The sequence below is a fragment of the Pseudomonas asiatica genome (genome assembly GCF_009932335.1).
Classification (GTDB): domain Bacteria; phylum Pseudomonadota; class Gammaproteobacteria; order Pseudomonadales; family Pseudomonadaceae; genus Aquipseudomonas; species Aquipseudomonas asiatica.
Genome location: NZ_BLJF01000001.1, coordinates 2,300,508 through 2,320,242, shown reverse-complemented (window position 1 = coordinate 2,320,242; position 19,735 = coordinate 2,300,508). Strand labels below are relative to the sequence as shown.

General features: G+C 64.6%; 12 protein-coding genes. 4 read left to right on the top strand and 8 right to left on the bottom strand.

The window, feature by feature from the left end; translation table 11 throughout:
- The first annotated feature begins 90 nt into the window (after positions 1-90).
- Positions 91-792: a response regulator transcription factor gene (locus tag GYA95_RS10765; RefSeq protein ID WP_003259958.1), complete on the top strand. Its 702-nt coding sequence runs from the start codon at positions 91-93 to the stop codon at positions 790-792.
- A gap of 6 nt (positions 793-798) precedes the next feature.
- Positions 799-2,097 (top strand): ATP-binding protein, encoded by a 1,299-nt coding sequence (locus GYA95_RS10760; protein WP_013972839.1) that lies wholly within the window; start codon positions 799-801, stop codon positions 2,095-2,097.
- Between the two features lie 116 nt (positions 2,098-2,213).
- Here GYA95_RS10760 and GYA95_RS10755 read toward each other — a convergent pair whose 3' ends face one another.
- From GYA95_RS10755 to nfrB, 4 genes are all read right to left on the bottom strand, one after another.
- Positions 2,214-3,305 carry a GGDEF domain-containing protein gene (locus GYA95_RS10755; protein WP_015270561.1) on the bottom strand — a complete coding sequence of 364 codons (1,092 nt, stop codon included), beginning with the start codon at positions 3,303-3,305 and terminating at the stop codon, positions 2,214-2,216.
- A gap of 123 nt (positions 3,306-3,428) precedes the next feature.
- A complete protein-coding gene (locus GYA95_RS10750) occupies positions 3,429-4,268 on the bottom strand; it encodes a DUF4434 family protein (protein WP_015270560.1) in 840 nt (279 codons plus the stop codon).
- On the bottom strand, positions 4,268-7,273 hold the full coding sequence (locus GYA95_RS10745) for a phage receptor (protein WP_015270559.1): 3,006 nt from the start codon (positions 7,271-7,273) through the stop codon (positions 4,268-4,270). Before GYA95_RS10745 ends, GYA95_RS10750 begins: the two co-directional genes overlap by 1 nt.
- On the bottom strand, positions 7,270-9,444 hold the full coding sequence (gene nfrB / locus GYA95_RS10740; protein WP_013972834.1) for a cyclic di-3',5'-guanylate-activated glycosyltransferase NfrB: 2,175 nt from the start codon (positions 9,442-9,444) through the stop codon (positions 7,270-7,272). Before nfrB ends, GYA95_RS10745 begins: the two co-directional genes overlap by 4 nt.
- Positions 9,445-9,637: 193 nt before the next feature.
- Here nfrB and GYA95_RS10735 point away from each other — a divergent pair, with 193 nt between their 5' ends.
- A complete protein-coding gene (locus GYA95_RS10735) occupies positions 9,638-10,069 on the top strand; it encodes a PACE efflux transporter (RefSeq protein WP_003259966.1) in 432 nt (143 codons plus the stop codon).
- A gap of 181 nt (positions 10,070-10,250) precedes the next feature.
- A complete protein-coding gene (ilvA, locus tag GYA95_RS10730) occupies positions 10,251-11,810 on the top strand; it encodes a threonine ammonia-lyase, biosynthetic (protein ID WP_015270558.1) in 1,560 nt (519 codons plus the stop codon).
- A 232-nt stretch (positions 11,811-12,042) separates the two neighbouring features.
- Here ilvA and GYA95_RS10725 read toward each other — a convergent pair whose 3' ends face one another.
- The 4 genes from GYA95_RS10725 to GYA95_RS10710 form a co-directional block, all read right to left on the bottom strand.
- The gene (locus tag GYA95_RS10725; RefSeq protein WP_015270557.1) at positions 12,043-13,224 is read right to left on the bottom strand and encodes a hypothetical protein; all 1,182 of its coding nucleotides are present in this window, start codon (positions 13,222-13,224) and stop codon (positions 12,043-12,045) included.
- Positions 13,225-13,280: 56 nt separating this feature from the next.
- Complete coding sequence (locus tag GYA95_RS10720; protein ID WP_015270556.1) at positions 13,281-13,754, bottom strand: VOC family protein; 474 nt, start codon at positions 13,752-13,754, stop codon at positions 13,281-13,283.
- 110 nt (positions 13,755-13,864) lie between these two features.
- Positions 13,865-15,484 (bottom strand): NADP-dependent glyceraldehyde-3-phosphate dehydrogenase, encoded by a 1,620-nt coding sequence (locus GYA95_RS10715; protein ID WP_015270555.1) that lies wholly within the window; start codon positions 15,482-15,484, stop codon positions 13,865-13,867.
- 148 nt (positions 15,485-15,632) lie between these two features.
- A complete protein-coding gene (locus tag GYA95_RS10710; protein WP_015270554.1) occupies positions 15,633-19,460 on the bottom strand; it encodes a leucine-rich repeat domain-containing protein in 3,828 nt (1,275 codons plus the stop codon).
- Positions 19,461-19,735 lie beyond the last annotated feature (275 nt).

Sequence of the window (19,735 nt, the reverse complement as noted above, 5' to 3'; positions counted from 1 at the left end):
GCTTTCAAGTGCTGTTGGGTCCCTGTGGGAGCGGGCAAGCCCGCGAAGAGGCCGGTGAGGTCTTACCCCAACCCAGATTCCCAAGCGCCTATGCCGAATATTTTCCTGGTCGAAGACGACAGCGCCCTGTCCGAACTGATCGCCAGCTACCTGCAACGCAATGACTTCCATGTCCAGGTGATCGCCCGTGGCGATCATGTGCTTGACGAGTACCGCCGGCAAAAGCCCGACCTGGTCATCCTCGACCTGATGCTGCCGGGCATCGACGGCCTGCAGCTGTGCCGCCTGCTGCGCCAGGAGTCGCAGGGCCTGCCGATCCTGATGCTGACCGCCCGCGACGACAGCCACGACCAGGTCCTGGGCCTGGAAATGGGCGCCGACGACTACGTGACCAAACCCTGCGAACCGCGTGTACTGCTGGCCCGCGTGCGTACCCTGCTGCGTCGCAGCAGCGTCAACGAGCCGCGCCTGGACAACGACCTGATCCTGATCGGTGGCCTGCGCATCGACCTGGCCGAGCGCACCGTGAGCTGGCGTGGCGAAGAGGTGGAGCTGTCCAGCGGCGAGTACAACCTGCTGGTGGTACTGGCGCGCAATGCCGGCGAAGTGCTGAACCGCGACCGCATCCTGCAGCAACTGCGGGGTATCGAGTTCAACGGCACCGACCGCTCGGTGGACGTGGCCATCTCCAAGCTGCGGCGCAAGTTCGACGATAACGCCGGCGAAGCGCGCAAGATCAAGACCGTGTGGGGCAAGGGCTATCTGTTCAGCCGTGTCGAGTGGGAGTGCTGACCACCCATGCTGAAGATTCTGGTGCGGCTGTACCTGGTGATCATCGTTGCCTATGCCGGTGCACTGTTGTTCATCCCCGACACCATCGTCGGCCTGTTCCAGGACCGCTTCATGGCCTACAACCTGGACCAGGCCAAGGGCGTGCAGTCGCTGATCGTGCGCCAGTTCCGTCAGGCCCCGCGTGAGCAGTGGCCGGCGGTGGAGCAAGAGCTGGCCAGTGATTTCGCGCCGCTGGAACTGCAACTGCTGCGCATGGACCAGGCTGACCTGAGCGAGGACGAGCAGGCGCGCCTGGAGCACGGCCTGTACGCCGTGCGCATTGCCGAATGGGGCTACTACGAGACGGTGTTGGCGCCGCTGGACAAGGAATGGCTGGTGCGCCTGCACTCACCGCCAGACCCGCTGGATATCAACGTGCTGTCGTGGGGTGTGACCGTCCTGATCGGTGCAGCGATGCTCGGTTGCCTGTTGCTGTGGGTATGGCCGCACTGGCGCGACCTGGAGCGCCTCAAGGAAACCGCCCGGCGCCTGGGCCAGGGGCAGATGGCCGAGCGTACGCACATCTCGCCGCACTCCAACATCGGTGAGCTGGCTGGGGTGTTCGACACCATGGCCAGTGACCTGGAACGCCACGTGAACCAGCAGCGCGAGCTGCTCAATGCGGTGTCGCACGAGTTGCGCACGCCGTTGACCCGGCTGGATTTCGGCCTGGTGCTGCTGTTCGACGAAGTGCCGCCGGCCAGCCGCAAGCGCCTGCTGGAGCTGGTGGGGCATGTGCGTGAGCTGGATGAGCTGGTGCTGGAGCTGTTGTCCTACAGCCGGCTGTACAACGCCGACCAGGCCCGCGAGCGGGTCGAGGTGTCGTTGCTGGAGCTGGTCGACAGCGTGCTCGGCGGCTTTGCCGAGGAGCTCGATGGCCGGGGTATCCAGTGGGAAGTGCGGGCCGAGGGGGATCTGCCGCGTTTTGTGCTGGACCCACGGCTGACGGCACGGGCGGTGCAGAACCTGGTGCGCAATGCCATGCGTTACTGCGACGAAAGCCTGTTGCTGCGCTTGCGTCTGGAAGACGATGGCGCCTGCCTGGTGACGGTGGAGGATGACGGGATCGGTATTCCGGTGGAGGAGCGCGAGCGGATTTTCCAGCCGTTCTACCGCCTGGACCGTAGCCGTGACCGCAATACCGGAGGGTTTGGCCTGGGCTTGGCGATCAGCCGGCGGGCGATCGAGGGGCAGGGTGGCACCTTGACCGTGGCGCAGTCGGCGCTGGGGGGCGCGCAGTTCCGGATTCGCTTGCCTGCCGGGTGATTGGGTGCCTGTGCCGGCCCTTTCGCGGGTGAACCCGCTCCTACAAGAGCCGTACAGATTTCAAACACTGTGGAGCACCTGTGGGAGCGGGTTTACCCGCGAAAGGGCCGGGCCTGCTAATCACTTTCTGCCAGCCGGGCAGACCACAGCACAAACCGGTCCTTGCCACTGTGCTTGGCCTCGTACAGCGCCTGGTCGGCGCGCACCAGCGCCGTGGTCAGGCTGTCGCCCTGGTCCACCCGGGTGAGGCCAATGCTGATGGTTACCGGGTGTTCGCCAACATCTTCACGTACTCGTTGGCACAGCGCCGCCACTCGTTGCTCGGCGCCTTGCTGGTCCAGCCCCTGGAAAAAGATCGCGAATTCCTCACCACCCAGTCGGGCAAACTCGTAACCGGCCATGCTCGCCTTGATATGCAGGGCCACGCGCTTGAGTACTTCATCGCCCACGTCATGGCCAAAACGGTCATTCACCCGCTTGAAGTTGTCGATGTCGATCATCGCCAGGTACTGCTCGGCCGTGGCCAGGCGCAGCTGGTGGCCGGCCTGGGCCATGAACGAGCGGCGATTGGGGATTTCGGTCAGGGCATCGACATAGGCCTGGTCCAGCAGCACCTTGGACAGGTAGAAGTTGTGCAGCTTGGCCTTGCGCATCTGCAGGTAGCTGTAGATGACCAGGCCGCTGAGGAACACCGCGTAGCTGATCAGCATGGCGCCTTCGAGTTCGTCCGGCCCGATACGGGTGTGGTAGAACGGGTTGAGCACCACCCAGGTGATGGCCATGGCGCAGAAGAACGACCAGCGCCGCACCGGTAGCACCGAAACGGCATACAGCACGGTGGACACCCCGAGCACCAGCCATACCGGGCGCTGGGCCACCGGGATGCCTTCGATCACCAGGCGCATGCCCAGGGTGATGGCGGCGATGAACAGCAGGTTGAGTACATCGAAGTGATGGCTGCGACGGGTGAACCGCAGTACCACGGTGAGGCTGCCGAGCAGGGTGATGAACAGATAGGACAGCCAGGTGAAACCCTGGCCGCCGAGGAAGCTGACGATCAGGTCGAAAACCAGCCAGATCAGAATGCTGACGCAGAATACCAGCAGGCAGAACGGGCGCATGAGCTCGAATTCGTGCTGGCGGAATTCGGCGCGCAGGGCGGCGGGGGCGACCTGTTTGCGAACGTGGGCTTCGATGGTCTTGAACATTCGGGCTCCTGAGAGTACTACCATGCCGGTCCCGGCCCTTTCGCAGCACAAGGCTGCTCCTACAGGTGACGCATTTCTCCTGTAGGAGCAGCCTTGTGCTGCGAAGAGGCCAGGCCTGGGGACTCAATTGGTGGGCAGAACACCCCGGGCCCATGGCCGGTAACGCAGGTCGAACACCGCCTCGGCATGGCACCCGGCGCCCAGCTTCGGCTGGGCAGGCTCAGCCCGAAACGCCTGGCCTGGCGCGCTCACCTGGCGGAACGCCTCGCGCACCACGCCAACCCGGCACGGCAAAGCCTGCTCGTAACCCTGGCGCACCAACGCGGGCAAGCGCCCGGTCCCGGCGCCATCCTGCCACCACACAGTCAAGCCCAACCCGGCCAGTTGATCCAGCCATGCGGCATTGACCCGCGGTGAGAGTTTGCCGGCGCTGAAAGCACTGATGTGCAAAGGCTTGTCCAGTTGCCGGTTGAAGGCCTGCAACTGGCTGCGCAGGGCATCCCGGCGCTCGGCCTCGCGAAAGTGATGGTCGTCCAGCTCCATGGGCAGGTACCAGCCGTCCACCGGCAACTGCCACGCCTGGCGCAGTTGCTGATACTGGCTGAGCGAGCGCCCCAGCTGCGCCTTCCAGTAGCTGTTCAGGCCTTCACCGTCCAGCTCGTCGATGCGCTGGTAATAGGCCGGGTCCATGTACAGCCCCAGCACCAGTTGCAGGCCCTGGGCACGCGCGCTGCGCAGGCTGTCGGCCAGCCAGCCCTGGGCACCGCCGAAATCGCTGTCGCCATAGGCGCTCCACTGCACGATCAGGGTTTTGCCGCCCTGGGCCACGGTGGCGTGCCACAGTTGCTGCCACTGGGCGGGGGTGACATTGGCGTCGCGGTTGAGGGGTTGGTAGAACAGGCGCTGGTCGGCGCTGGCTGGCAGGCACAGGGCAACCAGGCAGAGGGCTAGGAACGTACGCATCAGAAGGTCATCTCCGCACCGACCAGCACGCCATTGGCGCGCTCGTATAGATTGCCGCCCAGCGATTGCTGGTACTCGGCACGCACTTTCAGCGAACCGCGGTAGGCATTGTAGCGGTCGTCATCGAACCACCATTGCCAGCGCACGCCCACCCCGGCCCGGGCGTCCTGGCGCCAGTCGTTGCTCGGGTCCTGGCTGGAAAACTCGACAAAACCATAGGGCATGATGGTTTGCGGTGAGCTGCCCGGCAGCTTCCAGGCGTGGCCTTGCTGGTAGCGCGACAGCCAGGCGTGGTCGCCGGCACGGGTCCACCAGGCGGCGTCGAGGTAGAGGAAGCGTTCGTTCCAGTCGTCTTCATCGACCCGCCAGTCGTTGCGCCAGTCGCCCTGGTCGAGGAAAGAAGCGGTGGCCCGCAACAGCAGGTCGTTGCTCGATTCGGCGTGGTGACGCAGGTCGCCCCAGTTGCCGCCGACCTTGGCGGGGCTAAGCAGTTGGCCCAGGCTCAGCCCGCGGTAGTGTTCCTCGTCGATCTGACGCTGGTGGTACAGCTCGGCATACAGGTTGAGGTTGGCCTGGCCGAATGGTTTGTAGCGCAGGCCGACACCGGTACCCATGCTTTGCGCGTAGTCGGTGCGGCTTTGCCCACCGAACAGCACGCGGCCATACACAGACAGGGTGCTGCCGTTGCGGCTGGGCTCTTCGCCCAGGGCGTGGTCCCACATGGCCAGTTGCACGTTCTGCGATTGCGCGCGGCGCGAAGTGCCGCTGCGCTGGCCATTGTCGAGGAACTTGTCGTTGGTCGAGGTGCCGGCCGGCGACCAGGTGCTGGCCAGGGTGATGGTGTCGCGCCGTGACAGGCTTTCGTGGGCGCGGCGCTGGCGGTACTTGCGCGCTTCCAGGCTGCCGTATTCGTCGTCGCCGTCGACCAGGTCCTGCTCCACATCGAGGATGCGGCGCAGTTCGCGGCGCGCCGAAGCGCTGTCTTCGGCTTCGTCGTAGCGCAAGGCCAGCGTCTCGCCAAGGCGGTAGTCCTCGGGGAAGTCGTGGGTGGCGCGTTCCAGGTAGGGGATCGACTGGCGGCGCTGGGCCTTGTCCGTCGAGCCGGCCAGGCGCATGCCGTAGTCGGCGCGGTAGCGTGGCTGGTCGGGAGCCAGGCGCACGGCTTCTGCCAGCCAGGCGCTGCTCTGGGCACTGTCGCCAGCCAGTTGCGCGGTGCTGGAGGCCGCGTAGTAGTGGTCGGCCCGCGGGTTGTGTGCCAGGGCCTGGCGCTGGAAGCCCAGCGCCGCCTGGTAATCGCCTTGGCGCTGGGCGATGGCGGCACCCAGGGCCCAATCGTCGGCGCTATCGTGTGCGGCGGCGTCCCAATAGCGCCGGGCCGCTTGTGCGTCGCCGGCGTTCAACGCGCCGCGAGCGGCAGTGAGGCGGGCGTTGTCGGTCCAGGCGCTGTCCGGCTGGGTGCGCCAGATGGGCAGGGCCGCTTCGGAGTCACCAGCGGCTTCCAGGGCATAGGCCAGGGGCAGGCGGCTCCCGCTGTCGCCCAGGCGCTCGGCGGCCTGGTAGTAGACCACCGCTTCGCCTGGCTGGTCGGGCATGGCGCAGCGGCCCAGGGCGCGGTACTGGCCAGGTTCGCTCGGGGTGGCCGGTACTGCCTGGCGCACGGCATCGCACTGGCCAGCCTCGGCAAGGCGGCCGAGCAACTGGGCCCGGGTACTGGCGTCGACCCGAGGGACCAGGCCGAGCATGCGGCGGGTGTCCAGCGGCCCGTCGTTACGTGCATACAGGTTGCCAAGGCGTTGCAGCAGCGACGGTGCAAGGCGGCCTTGGTGGCGGTCGTAGGCCTGCTCCAGCAATTGCCGGGCGTGTTCGTCATGGCCTTGCTGCATCAGCAGGAAGGTAGCTTGCTCCAGTGCGGCCATATCGCCGCTCTGCCGATAGCGTTGCTCCCACTCGGCGGCGGTACGTGGTTGCGGGGGCTGGGGCGGGTCGCCGTACAGGCGTTGCTTGAGCACGGCGTAGGCCTTTGGGTCAGTGCTGGCTGTGCAGCCCTTGAACTGCTCGCGCGCCAGCTGCGGGTCGCGGCGCGACAGCCAGTCGACGGTTTCCAGGCAGGGGCGTTGCAGTTCGTTGCTCAGGCGCTGCACCAGCGGCGCGTCGTCGCCTGCGCGGGCCAGCTCCCACAGTTGCTGGCGCTGCTCGGGCTGGTTCAACTGCTCGGCGGGCAGTGCCTGCAGCCAATGCCGGGCCTGCTGGTTCTGGCCGACGGCGATGGCGCGGTTGGCCATGGCCAGGCGGGCCTGGTTGGCTGCTTCGGGGGAAGGGGCGCTGGGCAACAGCGCGTTCAACCCTTTTTCATCCACCTGCTGGATATACGCATTGGCCAGGCGCTGCCAGTCCTGCGCAGGCAATTGGCCTTGCTCGGCCAGCGGCTGTAACTGCTCGATGGTTTCCTTCCAGTTGCGCAGTTGTTCGGCGAAGTTGGCTCGGGCCAGGCGCAGCACTTGGCCGTCGCCCTGTGGCGGCAGATGGTTGAGCCAGTCCAGCGCCCTGGCAGCACCCCCGAATCTGGCCAGGCTCAGGCTGTAGGCCTGCCACAGGCGAACCCGTTGAGCGCCGTCGCTGCTGGCCAGCCATTGTTCCACCTGGCTGGCCGGCGGTGGGTCCTGTTCGATCCAGGTCAAGCGTAGTTCCAGCAGGGCGTTGGCGTGTTCGGGGCTGTCACCCAGTTGTTCGGCAAGGGCTTCGGCCTCCTTGTAGCGGCGCTGATGAGCCAGTGCCTCCACCAGCAGTGCACGCGCTTCGTCGTTGTTCGGCACCCGGCCCAGCACGTGGCGGGTCAGGCGTTCGACCTCGGCCCAGTTGTCCTTCTTCGCTTCGCGGTAGCTGCGCTCCATGAACGGGTAACTGGTGAACCGCTGAAAGTCGGTCATCGGCGCCGAAGCGGCGCAGGGCAGGGCGGCGGAACACAGCAACAAGCCAGTGAAGGTGAGGGAAAAGCGCGGCTTCATGCCACCTCCCGGGTCAGGTCAAAGGCGGCCTGCTGTTCGCTGGCCTGTTCGATCAGCGCCTGCTGCAGCACCTGCTCGGTGATGATGCCGCGGGCGATCAGGTGCTCGCCGAGGCTCTGGTGTTCCGGGTCGAAGTCGATCAGCGCCTGGTTGAACAAAGTGACCGGGACCATGCCGCGCACCTGCAGCAGGGCGCCGAGCATTACCTGGTGATGGCTGACCTGTTCCAGCAGCACTTCGTCGTCCTGGTGACGCTCGAGGATGGCCAGCATGTCGCGGGTTTCCGGCTTCTGCCAGGGGCTTGGGTAGTGGTAGCGCAGGCCCAGGGTCACCCGGCCCTGGGGCGCCAGGCGGGCGCTGACCGGGCGCTTCAGGTGGCGGCTGATTACCCCCAGCGACACCTGGCTCACCGGGCTTTCGCTGGCCAGTACCAGCGTGTCGCCGTCTTCGGCCACCGGCAGCACGCCATAGTGCGTCGCCAGCTTGCGCGGCAGTTTGGCGATCAGCTGCGGGTCGAGCTTGAACGGGTTCAGCGGCGCCCAGGGCAGGTCCATCTGCTCAGCCAGGGTGGCGACCAGCTGTTCGCTATTCAGCCAGCCGCGCAGCAGCAGCTCGCGGCCCAGGCGCCGGCGTACCGGGCTGGTGATCGCCTGTTGCAGTTGTTCGTCGCTGATCAGGCCCTTGGCCACCAGGCGCTGACCCAGCGGCGTGCGGGCGGGGGCAGCGATGGCGGGGAATTCGTGGGTGGTCTTGTCCCAGGCCACGCGCCGCGAGTCACCCATTTCCATCACCTGGCGCAGGGCACGCAGGTTGGCGAAGAAGTTGACGAAGTTGCTCCACATCATCCGCGGTGCCGACAGCAGCCCTTCGCCGATGCCATAGAAGCGGGTGACGAACCAGGCGCGCTGGAACAAGCGGTTGAACAGCATCAGCCCGTTCAGCCACAGCAAGGTGGTCAGCAGCCAGCTGTCGCTGAGGATCGACATGAAGCGCCACGACTCCGGCGCAATCACCGTGACCAGCCACATGGCCAGCAACACCAGCAGCAACAGGTTGACCAGGAAACTCAGCAGGTAGGCGAACAGCCCGCGGCGGTCGCGCCAGAGGAAGTAGTTGAGCGCGCCCTTGCGACTCCAGCCGAGGTTGCTGGTGCCCTGGAACACGATGCCGACGATCCACCGCGACTTTTGCCGGATGGCATGCTGCCAGTCGCGCGGGAAGTGCTCGCGCACGCAGATCACCTGGGAAAATTCGCGGCTCATGCCCGGGCGCCATTCCTGCTTCAGGGTCAGCGCCGGGTCGGTGATGGAGTAGCGGGCGAAAATGCACTTCATGCCCTTCTGCTTCAGGCGGAAGCCGATGTCGTAGTCTTCGGTGAGGCTCTGTACGTCGAAGGCGATGCCGTCGCCGTCCTCGAGCAGCGCGCTGATGGCGCGGCGGCTGAAGCAGGTGCCGACCCCGGCGCTGGGCACCTGGCCGGTCAGGGCCTCGCGCACGATCACGTCCTTGCCGTGGTTTTCGGCGAACTCGTCGACATAGTGGCCGGCGGTGAAGCCTTTCCATTCCGGTGCGTAGGGGTACACCGGGATCTGGATCATGTCCTTGTTCGGCAGCAGGTAGTTGAACAGGCGCAGCTCCATGGGCGAGATCACGTCTTCGGCGTCGTGCAGGATGAAACCGGCAAACTCGATGCCGGCGTCCTGCTGGAAGCGCAGCAGCGCGTCGATGATGTTGTTCAGGCAGTCGGCCTTGCTGGTGGGGCCGGGGCGGGCGCAGACCACCTTGTGCACGTTGGGGTAGTGCAGGCACACGGCGTCGACATCGGCCTGGGTTTGCGGGTCGTTGGGGTAGGTGCCGACGAAGATCTGGTAGTTCTCGTAGTCGATGGTCGAGGCTGCCAGGCGCGCCATCTCGCCCACCACGCCCACTTCGTTCCAGGCTGGGACCATGATGGCCAGCGGTTTCTCCGGCACCTCGAACAGGCGTTTTTCGTCGGCTTTCTCGTACTTGTCGTAGATGCGAAAGCGCCGGATCAGCTTGCGGCCCCAGTAGCACAGGTCGATGAACAGATCATCCAGACCCAGCAGGAACATCAGCGAGGCCAGGATGATCGCGAGGATCTTCAGGCCGAACAGCACGTAGGTGAGGAAGTCGATGAATACCAGGCTCATTTGCCGGTCACCGACAGGAAGGGGTGGGCCATCGTCTTTATCCTCGTTCGATTCCCTGGACGAAGTTGTACGACTTGCTGCCGTTTGTACTGGATAGATACAAGCAGCCGAACGCGGGGTTGTCCAAATTTCAGGCTTTTTCTTGTGGGCCACTTCTTGTAGTTTTACAGGTCGTTTACCCAGGGAGCTGAACATGCAAGGCAAGGCACGCAAGATCGTCCAGGCCATCCTTTACGAGGCCATCGCCGTCGCCTGCGTGGCGCCCGCGCTGGAGCTGGCGTTCGGTGCCGGCATGGCGCAGTCGACCGTGCTGTCGGTGCTGATGTCGGGCATCGCGATGAGCTGGAACATGGCCTACAACTGGGTGTTCGAACGCTGGGAAGCGCGCCAGCACCGGCGTGAGCGCACTTTCCTGCGGCGTCTGCTGCATGCGCTGGGCTTCGAGGGCGGGCTGGTGCTGATCCTGCTGCCGCTGGTGGCGTACTGGCTGGATGTCAGCCTGTGGGCGGCGTTGCTGACCAACCTGGCGTTGTTCGTGTTTTTCTTCGTTTATGCGTTTGTCTTCCAGTGGGGCTTCGACAAGGTGTTCGATGTGCCGCTTTCGGCGCAGCAGGCCAAGTGTTGACTTTGTGCTGCGCTACCGGCTAAGTTCCTACCCCATGAAAACTTTCCAGCACGTCAACGCCATTATTATTACCGCCATTATCAGTTTGGCGGGCTAGCGCGTACGTGCACCGAACCCGCCCTGGAGGCGGGTTTCTTCTCTCTGACTCCTGGGCAACGTGAACACAGCCAAGGAGTCATCGATGACCAGCTTCGTCAGCCCTCGTTCTACCGTCACCCCCCAGCAACTGCTGTCGGAGCAGGTGCGGCGCATTCTTGCCGCCCCGGTGTACGACCTGGCCATCGAAACACCTTTGCAAGCTGCGCCTGCGTTGTCTGCCAGCCTGGGCAACCAGGTATTGCTGAAGCGGGAAGACCTGCAACCTACCTTTTCGTTCAAGATCCGCGGTGCTTATACCCGCCTGTCACGGCTGAGTACCGTGCAGCGCGAGCGCGGGGTGATCACCGCCTCTGCGGGCAACCATGCCCAGGGCGTGGCCCTGGCGGCATCGCACCTGGGCATGAAGGCCACCATCGTCATGCCTACCACCACGCCGTCGCTGAAGGTGGAAGGGGTACGTTCGCGAGGTGGCCATGTTGTGCTGCACGGCGAGAGCTTCCCCCATGCCTTGGCCCATGCGCTGAAACTGGCCGACAGCGAAGGCGCCACCTTCGTGCCACCGTTCGACGACCCGGATGTGATCGCCGGGCAGGGCACCGTGGCCATGGAAATCCTGCGCCAGCGCCCGGGTGCGCTGGACGCCATCTTCGTGCCAGTGGGCGGTGGTGGTCTGATCGCGGGTATTGCCGCTTATGTGAAGTACCTGCGCCCGGAGGTGAAGGTGATCGGCGTCGAGCCGGAGGACTCCAACTGCCTGCAGGCTGCCATGGCGGCCGGTGAGCGGGTGATCCTGCCGCAGGTCGGCACCTTCGCAGATGGCGTGGCGGTAGCGCAGATCGGCGCCCATTGCTTCGAGTTGTGCCGGCACTTCGTTGATGAAGTGGTGACCGTGAGCAGCGACGAGCTGTGCGCGGCGATCAAGGACATCTACGACGATACCCGCTCGATCACCGAGCCGTCAGGCGCCCTGGCCGTGGCGGGGATCAAGAAATATGTGGCGCGCGACGGCGTGCAGGGGCAGACCCTGGTGGCCATCGACTCCGGGGCCAACGTCAATTTCGACCGCCTGCGCCATGTGGCCGAGCGTGCCGAACTGGGCGAGCAGCGCGAGGCGATCATCGCTGTCACCATTCCGGAGCAGCCGGGCAGCTTCCGCGCCTTCTGCCAGGCCCTGGGCAAGCGGCAGATCACCGAGTTCAACTACCGCTATTACCCTGGCAAGGAGGCGCGGCTGTTCGTTGGGGTGCAGACACACCCACTACACGACCCGCGTGAGCAGTTGCTGGCCAGCCTGCGTGAGCAGGGCTACAGCGTGCTGGACCTGACCGACAACGAACTGGCCAAGCTGCATGTGCGCCATACCGTTGGCGGCCATGCCGCGCCCGGGGCTGACGAGCGGGTGCTGCGCTTCGAATTCCCCGAGCGCCCGGGTGCTTTGCTGGGCTTTCTGGAACGGCTTGGCAAGCGCTGGAATATCAGCTTGTTCCATTACCGCAACCATGGCGCGGCAGAAGCACGGGTATTTGCGGCGCTGGAAGTACCGGGGGATGAGTTGGCGGGGTTGCCGCTGGCGCTGGATGAGATGGGGTACCGGTACTGGGATGAGACCGACAACCCGGCTTACAAGCTGTTCCTGGGTTGATACGCAAACCTCATGCAGCCTGTATGGGCCTCTTCGCGGGCACGCCCGCTCCCACAGGGACGGCGCATGGCTTGAGGTTGGTGCGGTCCAGGTGGGAGCTGGCTTGCCGGCGATGGGCCGCGAAGCGGCCCCTGGGTTTCAGCACTAGTGCATGAATGGCAGGGGCTGCTTTGCAGCCCATCGCGACACAAGGCCGCTCCTACAAGGTTTTGTGTGTGCCGGTAGAGGGGGCTCAGCGCTCACGCATGAAGAAGCCGGCGACGAATTTGCGGAAGGTTTCCAGGCTCTTGAAGTCGGCGTAGCGCTTGAAGTTCTCGGTATCCGGTTCGGGGCCGATTGGCTGCTCCAGCAACGATACCGACAACACCCGGTCCTGGTTTGAGGTCATTACCAGTTCGTCCATCACCTGGCCGCCGATCACCGGCCGGCGCATCTGCACTTTCACGCCTTTGCCGGCCATCCAGTCGACCAGCGACACCAGGGCCTTGAGCGGCTCGCGTTCTTCATCGCGGTAAACCGGGAACAGATGAGCACGCGATAGCACCGGCACGCTGGCCACATGGATCAGTTCGTAGTAATGGCTGCCGGCACTGGTCGGTGAATAGAGCATCAGCGCCAGCAATGGCCCGCTGGTGCGGTTGCCGCCCCAGTAGAGGTGGTGCCCCTGGAAGTCGAAGCCGTCGTCACTTCGGTTATTGAACAGCTTGCGTCCCTTGATCTGGTCCACGCAATCCAGCAGCAGGCCGTGGCGGCGGTGGTTGCCGAACACCGTGGCTTCACGCAGGCGGGACTTGAGCATCATCATGTGCTTCATGTCCAGGCGGGTTTCCAGGTAGTTGCTTGCGGGCACCCGTTCCAGCAGCGGATAGCGGCTGGCAACGCTGCGCAACTCGGCAAACTGCCCGGTCAGGTCCTTTTTCAGGTGCGTGGCATACAGGTTCAGGCCGCTGGTCTCGATCCAGGTCAGCAACAGTGACAGCAGGCGCTGTTGTTCACGCCGTTCGCTGCCGTCGCCACCACTGCTGGTGGTGCTGCTGCGGAAATCACCAATCAGGCGCAACGGTGTGTCGGGCGGTAGCCAGGCAGCAGGTGGCGCGGGGTCGTTCTCGCGCTCGGTCGCTTCGCGCTCGTCCTTGGTGAACGGGCAGCCAGGCGCGTGTTCGGCAGTTCCCGGGTTGTTCTTGAGAAACAGCGTACCGGTGCTGCCGTTGAGGGTGACATTCAGCACCGGCAAGGCATCGTTGCGGCAATCGCAGGCCAGCCACTGGTTGGCGTTGCGCACCTTCATCAGCAACTGGTTGGCCTGCAGCAGGCGCGGGCCGGTGAGGCTGCCGGTGGCAAAGCCGACCAGCAGCTCTTCTTCTGCAGGGGTCAGGCTACGGACCTGTGCGGCGGTTTTGTCGATGATTCGCATGAAGCAGCTCCCAGCTACGAGCCCCAAGCTTCAAGCAAAGTGGCGCCGCTTTCAACTTACTGCGCAGTGCCAGCGAACATCTTCGCAGCACGGGCGCGAATTTCATCGGGGGTCAGGTCCTCCTTGTGGGTGGAAACGAACCAGATGTTGCCGAAGGGGTCTTTCAGGGTGCCGCTGCGGTCGCCGTAGAACTGGTCCGTCACTGCACGCAGCTGGGTGGCGCCGGCCGTCAGGGCCTGGGCATAGACCTTGTCGCAGTCCTCGACATACAGGTGCAGGCCTACGCTGGCGCCGCTGAGCTTCTGGCTGGCGGTGAGGCCGCCTTCCATGTCGCAGGGGTCGCCCAGCATCAGCGACGAATCGCCGATTTTCAGCTCGGCATGGCCAACGCGGCCGCCAGGGGCATCGAGGCGGAACATTTCCACCGCGCCAAAGGCCTTCTTGTAGAACTCGATAGCCTGGGCGGCGTCGTTGATGGCCAGGTAGGGCGTAATGCTGTGCTGGCCTTCGGGAATGGGTTTGGCTGCCATGTTCGACTCTCCTTGGAAGTGGGCGCCGGTTGGCGCCCTTTTGCTTAGAGTCGTTTGCGCAGATGGAAAATCGACAGGGGTGATAGATCGATTCTCTATAAGCGTGGCGGTCAGAAGATGTAGTCGGTGGTCAGGAAGGTCGACTGCCGGTTGCGAATGATCTCGCTGATCAGTTCCTTGTTGGCCTCCTGGAAGCGCGTCGCGACCAGCGTGCGGATAGAGAACACTCGCAGGGCGTCGTGTACCGACAGGGTGCCTTCGGCGCTGTTCTTGCGGCCGTTGAACGGGTAGGTGTCGGGGCCGCGCTGACATTGCGCATTGATGTTGATGCGCCCGACCTGGTTGGCAAAGATGTCGACCAGGCTGCCGATGGTCGCCGGGTCATTGCCGAACAGGCTCAGTTGCTGGCCGTAGTCGGAGTCCAGCACATAGTCGATCACTGTCTGCAGGTCGCGGTAGGGCACTATCGGCACCAGCGGGCCGAACTGCTCCTCGTGGTACACGCGCATGTCGCTCTTCACCGGGTACAGCACGGCGGGGTAGAAGAACGAGCCACGGCTGTGCCCGCCGCGTTCGTTGAGCACGCGGGCGCCCTTGGCGGTGGCATCGGCGACCAGGCCATCGAGGTAGTCGACCTTGCCGGGCTCGGGCAGCGGTGTCAGCGCCACGCCAGGCTCCCAAGGCATGCCAGGCTTGAGCGCGGCCAGCTTGCGCTGGAACTTGTCGAGGAACGCATCGACCACATCCTCGTGCACGAACAGGATCTTCAGCGCCGTGCAGCGTTGGCCATTGAACGACAGCGCACCAGTGACGGCCTCTTCGACGGCGTTGTCGAGGTCCACCTGGGGCAGCACGATGCCCGGGTTCTTGGCATCCAGCCCCAGCGCGGCGCGCAACCGGTGCGGGCGCGGGTGCAGTTTCTTCAGGTCGCTGGCGGCCTTGTGCGTGCCGATGAAGGCGAACACATCGACCTTGCCGCTGGCCATCAGCGCGCTCACCGTTTCCCGGCCACGGCCGTAGATGACGTTGATCACCCCCGGCGGGAAGCTGTCGCGGAAGGCTTCGAGCAACGGCCGAATCAGCAGCACGCCGAACTTGGCCGGCTTGAACACCACGGTGTTGCCCATGATCAGCGCCGGGATCAGCGTGGTGAAGGTCTCGTTCAGCGGGTAGTTGTATGGGCCCATGCACAGGGCCACGCCCAGCGGTGCTCGGCGGATCTGGCCGAGCGTGCCCTGTTCCAGCTCGAAGCGGCTGGAACGGCGGTCGAGGTCCTTGAGGGCGTTGATGGTATCGACGATGTAGTCGCAGGTGCGGTCGAATTCCTTTTCCGAGTCCTTGAGGTTCTTGCCGATTTCCCACATCAGCAGCTTGACCACGGCCTGGCGCTGCTCGCGCATGCGCGCCAGGAAGGTTTCGACATGCTGGATTCGCTCGGCCACGCGCATGTTCGGCCAGGCGCCACGGCCTTTGTCGTACGCCTGCACGGCGGCATCGAGGGCGGTGAGCGCGGTGTCGGCATCGAGCAGTGGAGCGCTGCCCAACACCACCTGGTGCTCATCGTCGCCTTCCTTGAGCCAGACCGGGCTGCGCACTGTGGCCAGTGGGCCGTCCCACCGCCTGAGCTCACCGTTCACCAGGTAGTCGCGTTGTTCCAGGGGGGCTTCCAGGCGCCAGGTTTCTGGGATGTCCTCGGCGCTGGGGAAGAGTGAATCGAGCAGACGGTCCATGGGTACTGCACCTCACATTGCTGGGTGGGTTTCGAGCTGGGTGAAACGCTTCAGCAGCGAGCATGCACCGCTCGCCGGAAAAACACCAGTCTGGCCTAACATGACCACCCGCGCCTGCCTGTTGGACAGGCAGGCATCGGTATCCCTGTCAAAGCGGGAGGTTGAACAGGTCATAGGGTGGGTGCGTCAACCATTGCTGGCGCAGGGCCGGGTCTGCGTCGATCAGGGCCAGGCGCCGCCAGAACTCTGCACGGGCTTGCCGTGGGCGGGACACGAACGGTTCAAGTTCAAGCAAGGGCCTGAGGTCGCGCCGATACTGCAGCGGCAATCGCTGCCACAGGGCCATTTCGGCCGGGCCGGTCTGTTCGAAGAATTCCAGGTAGTCGCCTTCGCACACCAGCAGGTCCACTTGGTGCATCGCGTTGTAGGCCTCGATCTGCGCAAGCACTGGTGAACCCAGCCATTCGCTTTCCAGACGCAGGGCGTTTGCGACTGGCCGTGGTACGTTGAAACCGTCAGGCAGCCGCAGCAGTTGGTTGTCGCCAATGTCCAGGATGATGGGCTCGATCATCTGATCCAGGCCTTGCGGCAATTCGCTGAGCGCACAGTGGTTCAGGAACAGCGTCCTCAGGTAGGCCAGCCCGCGCAGGTCCGGGGCCTGCAGCAGTGGGTTGCCCGAAAGGTCCAGTACTACAAGCCCGGAGCAGCGGTTCAGTGCCTGCTGGGCTTGGCTACTCCAGGTAATGCGGTTGCCTTCCAGATCCACCCAGGCGAGGTGCTCAGTGTTACCCAGGCGGGGCACGGTGTCGAACCGGCAGTCGGCCAGCAGCAGGCGATTGAGGTTGGGGAAGCGCTCGTAGAACCCGGTTGGCAACTGGCTGAGCGAACGGTTGTAGCTGAGTGACAGGTGCTGCACATGGGTGAAGTCGTCTGGCAAGGCCAGGCTGGCCAAGTCCTGGTTGTCCAGCTCCAGGCCGGACAGGTCCAGGCTGTGCAGGCTGCCACCCCCTTCAAGCGCTACGGTCGACAGCCGCCGCCAGGCGTTGAGGATGGGGCGGATGGCCAGGTGCCGCTGGTGAGGGCGCTGCGGATCGGGCCGGGCCCATTCATGCAGGTCGCGGCGCAAAGTATCCAGACGCTGCTGCAGGTCGTGCAGCCGCTGTGTGGGTGAGCGAATGTCATCGACGTACGGGTTGTCCTCGTCGTTGCCGAGCCAGTTTTCGAATTCCCAGTCGGTGGCGTCGGGGAACAAGCGCCGATAGGCCCCGGCCAGCGAGCCTGCCAGGCGCGGCTGAGGCGGTTCGGGGTCAAGCGGCCGACCGCCGCGCAAGCTGCCCATGGGCTTGCGCAGCAGCGCGCGATGACCCCAGAGGCGTTGGGCCAGTGTCTGCCTGTGCAGGTCGACCCAACCCAGTACGCGCTGGCGTAGCGAGCTGCCATCGGCCGTCGGGAAACCCAGCGTATCGCGATGCGAGCGTGGCAGTGCCTGCTCTATGGCACGGCAGAGGTCCGGATCACGCGGTCCAGGTGCAGGGCGCTCGCCCCGGTCGACCTCATAGCCTTCGGTCGTTTTGATCACACGGCGCAGTGTGCTGGCCTGGTCGCTGCCGACATGCTCCAGCAAAGGGCCTTGGGGGCTTGCGCCATGCAGCTCCAGGCGCAGGTCCGCAGGCCAGTCGGGCATGGCATCCAGGGCGCTGAACAGCAGGCGTTCGCTGTCGCTGCTGGCTCGGGCCGGCTGAAGCACACCCTCCAGGGCGCGTACCAGGGGCAGCTCGCTGTGCACCTGTTCCAGTGCCTGGCGAACCTGAATGGGTAGCTGACCCTGCTGTTGCCAGGCGAGCGATTCAGCCTCGCCCAGCGGTGTCAGCAAACACGTGGCCAGGGCAGGGGAAAGCCGCGGATAGGCAGCGAGCAGTTTCTGCGTTGACGGGGTGGTGGGCGCGCTGCCGTTGTAGAGGCGCTCGAACAGGCCCGGCGTGGCCTTGTCGGCCAACGCCTCGACCTCGGCCTGTGCCGCCATGCGTTGCAGGGCATCGAGCAACAGCGGGGGCGTTGCTCGGCCTTCCAGGTGCACCCGGCGCAACTGCGCGGTGTCGATGCCGCAGAGGCGCCCTGCCTTAGCCAGCTGTTCTGGTGTAAACGCGGCATACGCCTCGCCAAGACGGCGCGCCAGCTTCGCGAATGGCCACTGGCCGGGTTGTTCATGCTGGCCGCGCCAGGCACCTTGGGCATTGTGCGCCAGCGGTGGCTGCCAGGCATCGGGCGTGTCGGGGTGAATGGCCCGCCATTGCTGCAGGTTGTGGTCAAAGCGTTGTTCGAAGAGCTGGCCGTCCATGCGGATGAAATACCGGCCCTGGTACAGGTACTGGCCAAGTGCATTGGGCTGCAGGGTTTGCGGCAGTGTCACGGCACTGCGGTAGGGGGTGAGGTCTTCATTCCAGAGCCGGTAGCGCCCGTCGCTGCCGCGTACCTGCTGCAGGCTTTCCATCAACGGGCTGTTGAACAGCTTGGGTACCACCTTGCCCGCCGCCACGAAGCCGCCGATCAGGGCCAGGTTCAGGCCAACCGCCTCCAGGTGGCGCAGCGCCAGGTGACGGTCGCCTTCATGCCAGGCCTGGTAGCCTTCGAAGGCCTCGCCGAGCAGTTGGCAGGCCGTGACGGCCAGCATCAGGGTGCCTGCACCTGGGATGAAGAACACGGCAATATTCAGTGCATCCAGGCCAAGGTTTTCCCACTCATCCAGGCGCCTGGCCCGCGCGTTGGCATCGGCCATCGCGGTGGGGACCGCCAGCAGGCTGGCTTCGTGCTTGAGGCGGGCCAGGTGCAGGTCCTGGTAGTGGCCGAAAGGCTCGGCCGTGATGGCCACGCGTGTGGGACGCAGGTCCGCTTGCGCTGCGCGCTGCCAAGGGCGGTCATAGGCAGTATTGCCTGTGGCGTCGAGGTTCTGCTGCAACAGGTCGAGAAAGTGCGTGCGCTGGTCCTGCCTGATGTAGGCCGTGAAGGCTTGGCGGGCATCGGGCTCCAGCAGCAAGGTCGCCAGCGTGTCGTGTACCGCGTCCAGGTTGCTGCATTGGCGCAGGGCCGGGTCATGGCCGGGCAGATACAGCGCCAGCCCCGCACCGCCGGCATCGATCAGCATGACCTCGTGCAGGGGCGTGCCGAACAGCGCCAGTTGCCAGCACGGTACGGTGCCACCCTGCAACAGCCGTTCGATCTGGTCAAGGGTGCTGCCATCAAGCAGGTGCCGCATATAGGCAAGGTCGGCCGCCAGGCGCAGGCGGTCTTTCTGCACCCTGATGGCCAAGCCCCGTGTGGCGGGTTGGGCGAGGTGCTGTTCCAGGTGGGCCTGGTAAGCCTTGCCCAGGTCCAGGTCACGGCACAGGGTGGCGAAAGCGGCCGGTGCGAGTGGCAGCCGTTCCACCTGGTAGTGCTCCGACTGCAATGGAAAGTGGGCGATGGGCACTTGCATGCCAACGGGGACGGCGCCTTGTATCTGAATCGGCGTGACGTGAATGTTATCGCCCAGGGCAATGGCACTTTCAGCAGTGAACACCTCGTCGCTGGCGAAGTTCTGCAGCGCGGCCTGCAGCAGGTTGTCGCGTCGATGGCTGAATAGATAGCGCAGGGCGGCCCAGTGCCAGTTGCGCTCGACCCGCAATAGCTGGCTATTGCGCAGCTGCGCGTGAAAGCCGTGTTCGGCAAGACGCCGTTGCAGCAATGGCTCGGCGAATTCTGTGATTTGTTTCAGGCCTTTGAGTGAGTTGGCCAAGGCTGCTTGCGCCTGCATCAGGCGCGCCTGGCTGGCACACGCTGCTTCACGCAGGTCGGGGGCAGCATTGGCGAACCAGTCCTGCCTCTTCCACGGGGCGACCTGGGTTCGCTTCAACGCGGCCCACTGATTGGGCGTTACCTGGCGAGCCCAGTGCGGCAGCTGCGCCTGAAGCAGGGGTTGATGGGGATTGATGGCTGGCATGTCGACGCTCCTTTCAGGCAAAGGGGGCATCAAACGTCAATTCCAGACAGGCGAGTGGTAATGGGATAACGCGGCTTGGATATATCGATGGAAATTCGCTGTCTGAATCGGCCATTCATGCAGGAAATTTGACGTCATGAAACTTTACATGGCGTGAGGAAGCTTTAAGGAAATGCAATCAAAGTGCCACTTGATAAAGTGTTTGGGCGCACCTTAAATTGTTAATTGATATGGGGGTTTCTGGATAATTTCCGAATATCAACATGATACGTGCT

Coding starts and splice junctions, on each gene's coding strand:
- GYA95_RS10720 (WP_015270556.1), bottom strand. CDS start 13,754: ATGGCAGCCAAACCCATTCCCGAAGGCCAGCACAGCATTACGCCCTAC.
- GYA95_RS10750 (WP_015270560.1), bottom strand. CDS start 4,268: ATGCGTACGTTCCTAGCCCTCTGCCTGGTTGCCCTGTGCCTGCCAGCC.
- GYA95_RS10765 (WP_003259958.1), top strand. CDS start 91: ATGCCGAATATTTTCCTGGTCGAAGACGACAGCGCCCTGTCCGAACTG.
- GYA95_RS10735 (WP_003259966.1), top strand. CDS start 9,638: ATGCAAGGCAAGGCACGCAAGATCGTCCAGGCCATCCTTTACGAGGCC.
- nfrB (WP_013972834.1), bottom strand. CDS start 9,444: ATGAGCCTGGTATTCATCGACTTCCTCACCTACGTGCTGTTCGGCCTG.
- GYA95_RS10755 (WP_015270561.1), bottom strand. CDS start 3,305: ATGTTCAAGACCATCGAAGCCCACGTTCGCAAACAGGTCGCCCCCGCC.
- GYA95_RS10715 (WP_015270555.1), bottom strand. CDS start 15,484: ATGGACCGTCTGCTCGATTCACTCTTCCCCAGCGCCGAGGACATCCCA.
- GYA95_RS10745 (WP_015270559.1), bottom strand. CDS start 7,273: ATGAAGCCGCGCTTTTCCCTCACCTTCACTGGCTTGTTGCTGTGTTCC.
- GYA95_RS10725 (WP_015270557.1), bottom strand. CDS start 13,224: ATGCGAATCATCGACAAAACCGCCGCACAGGTCCGTAGCCTGACCCCT.
- ilvA (WP_015270558.1), top strand. CDS start 10,251: ATGACCAGCTTCGTCAGCCCTCGTTCTACCGTCACCCCCCAGCAACTG.
- GYA95_RS10710 (WP_015270554.1), bottom strand. CDS start 19,460: ATGCCAGCCATCAATCCCCATCAACCCCTGCTTCAGGCGCAGCTGCCG.
- GYA95_RS10760 (WP_013972839.1), top strand. CDS start 799: ATGCTGAAGATTCTGGTGCGGCTGTACCTGGTGATCATCGTTGCCTAT.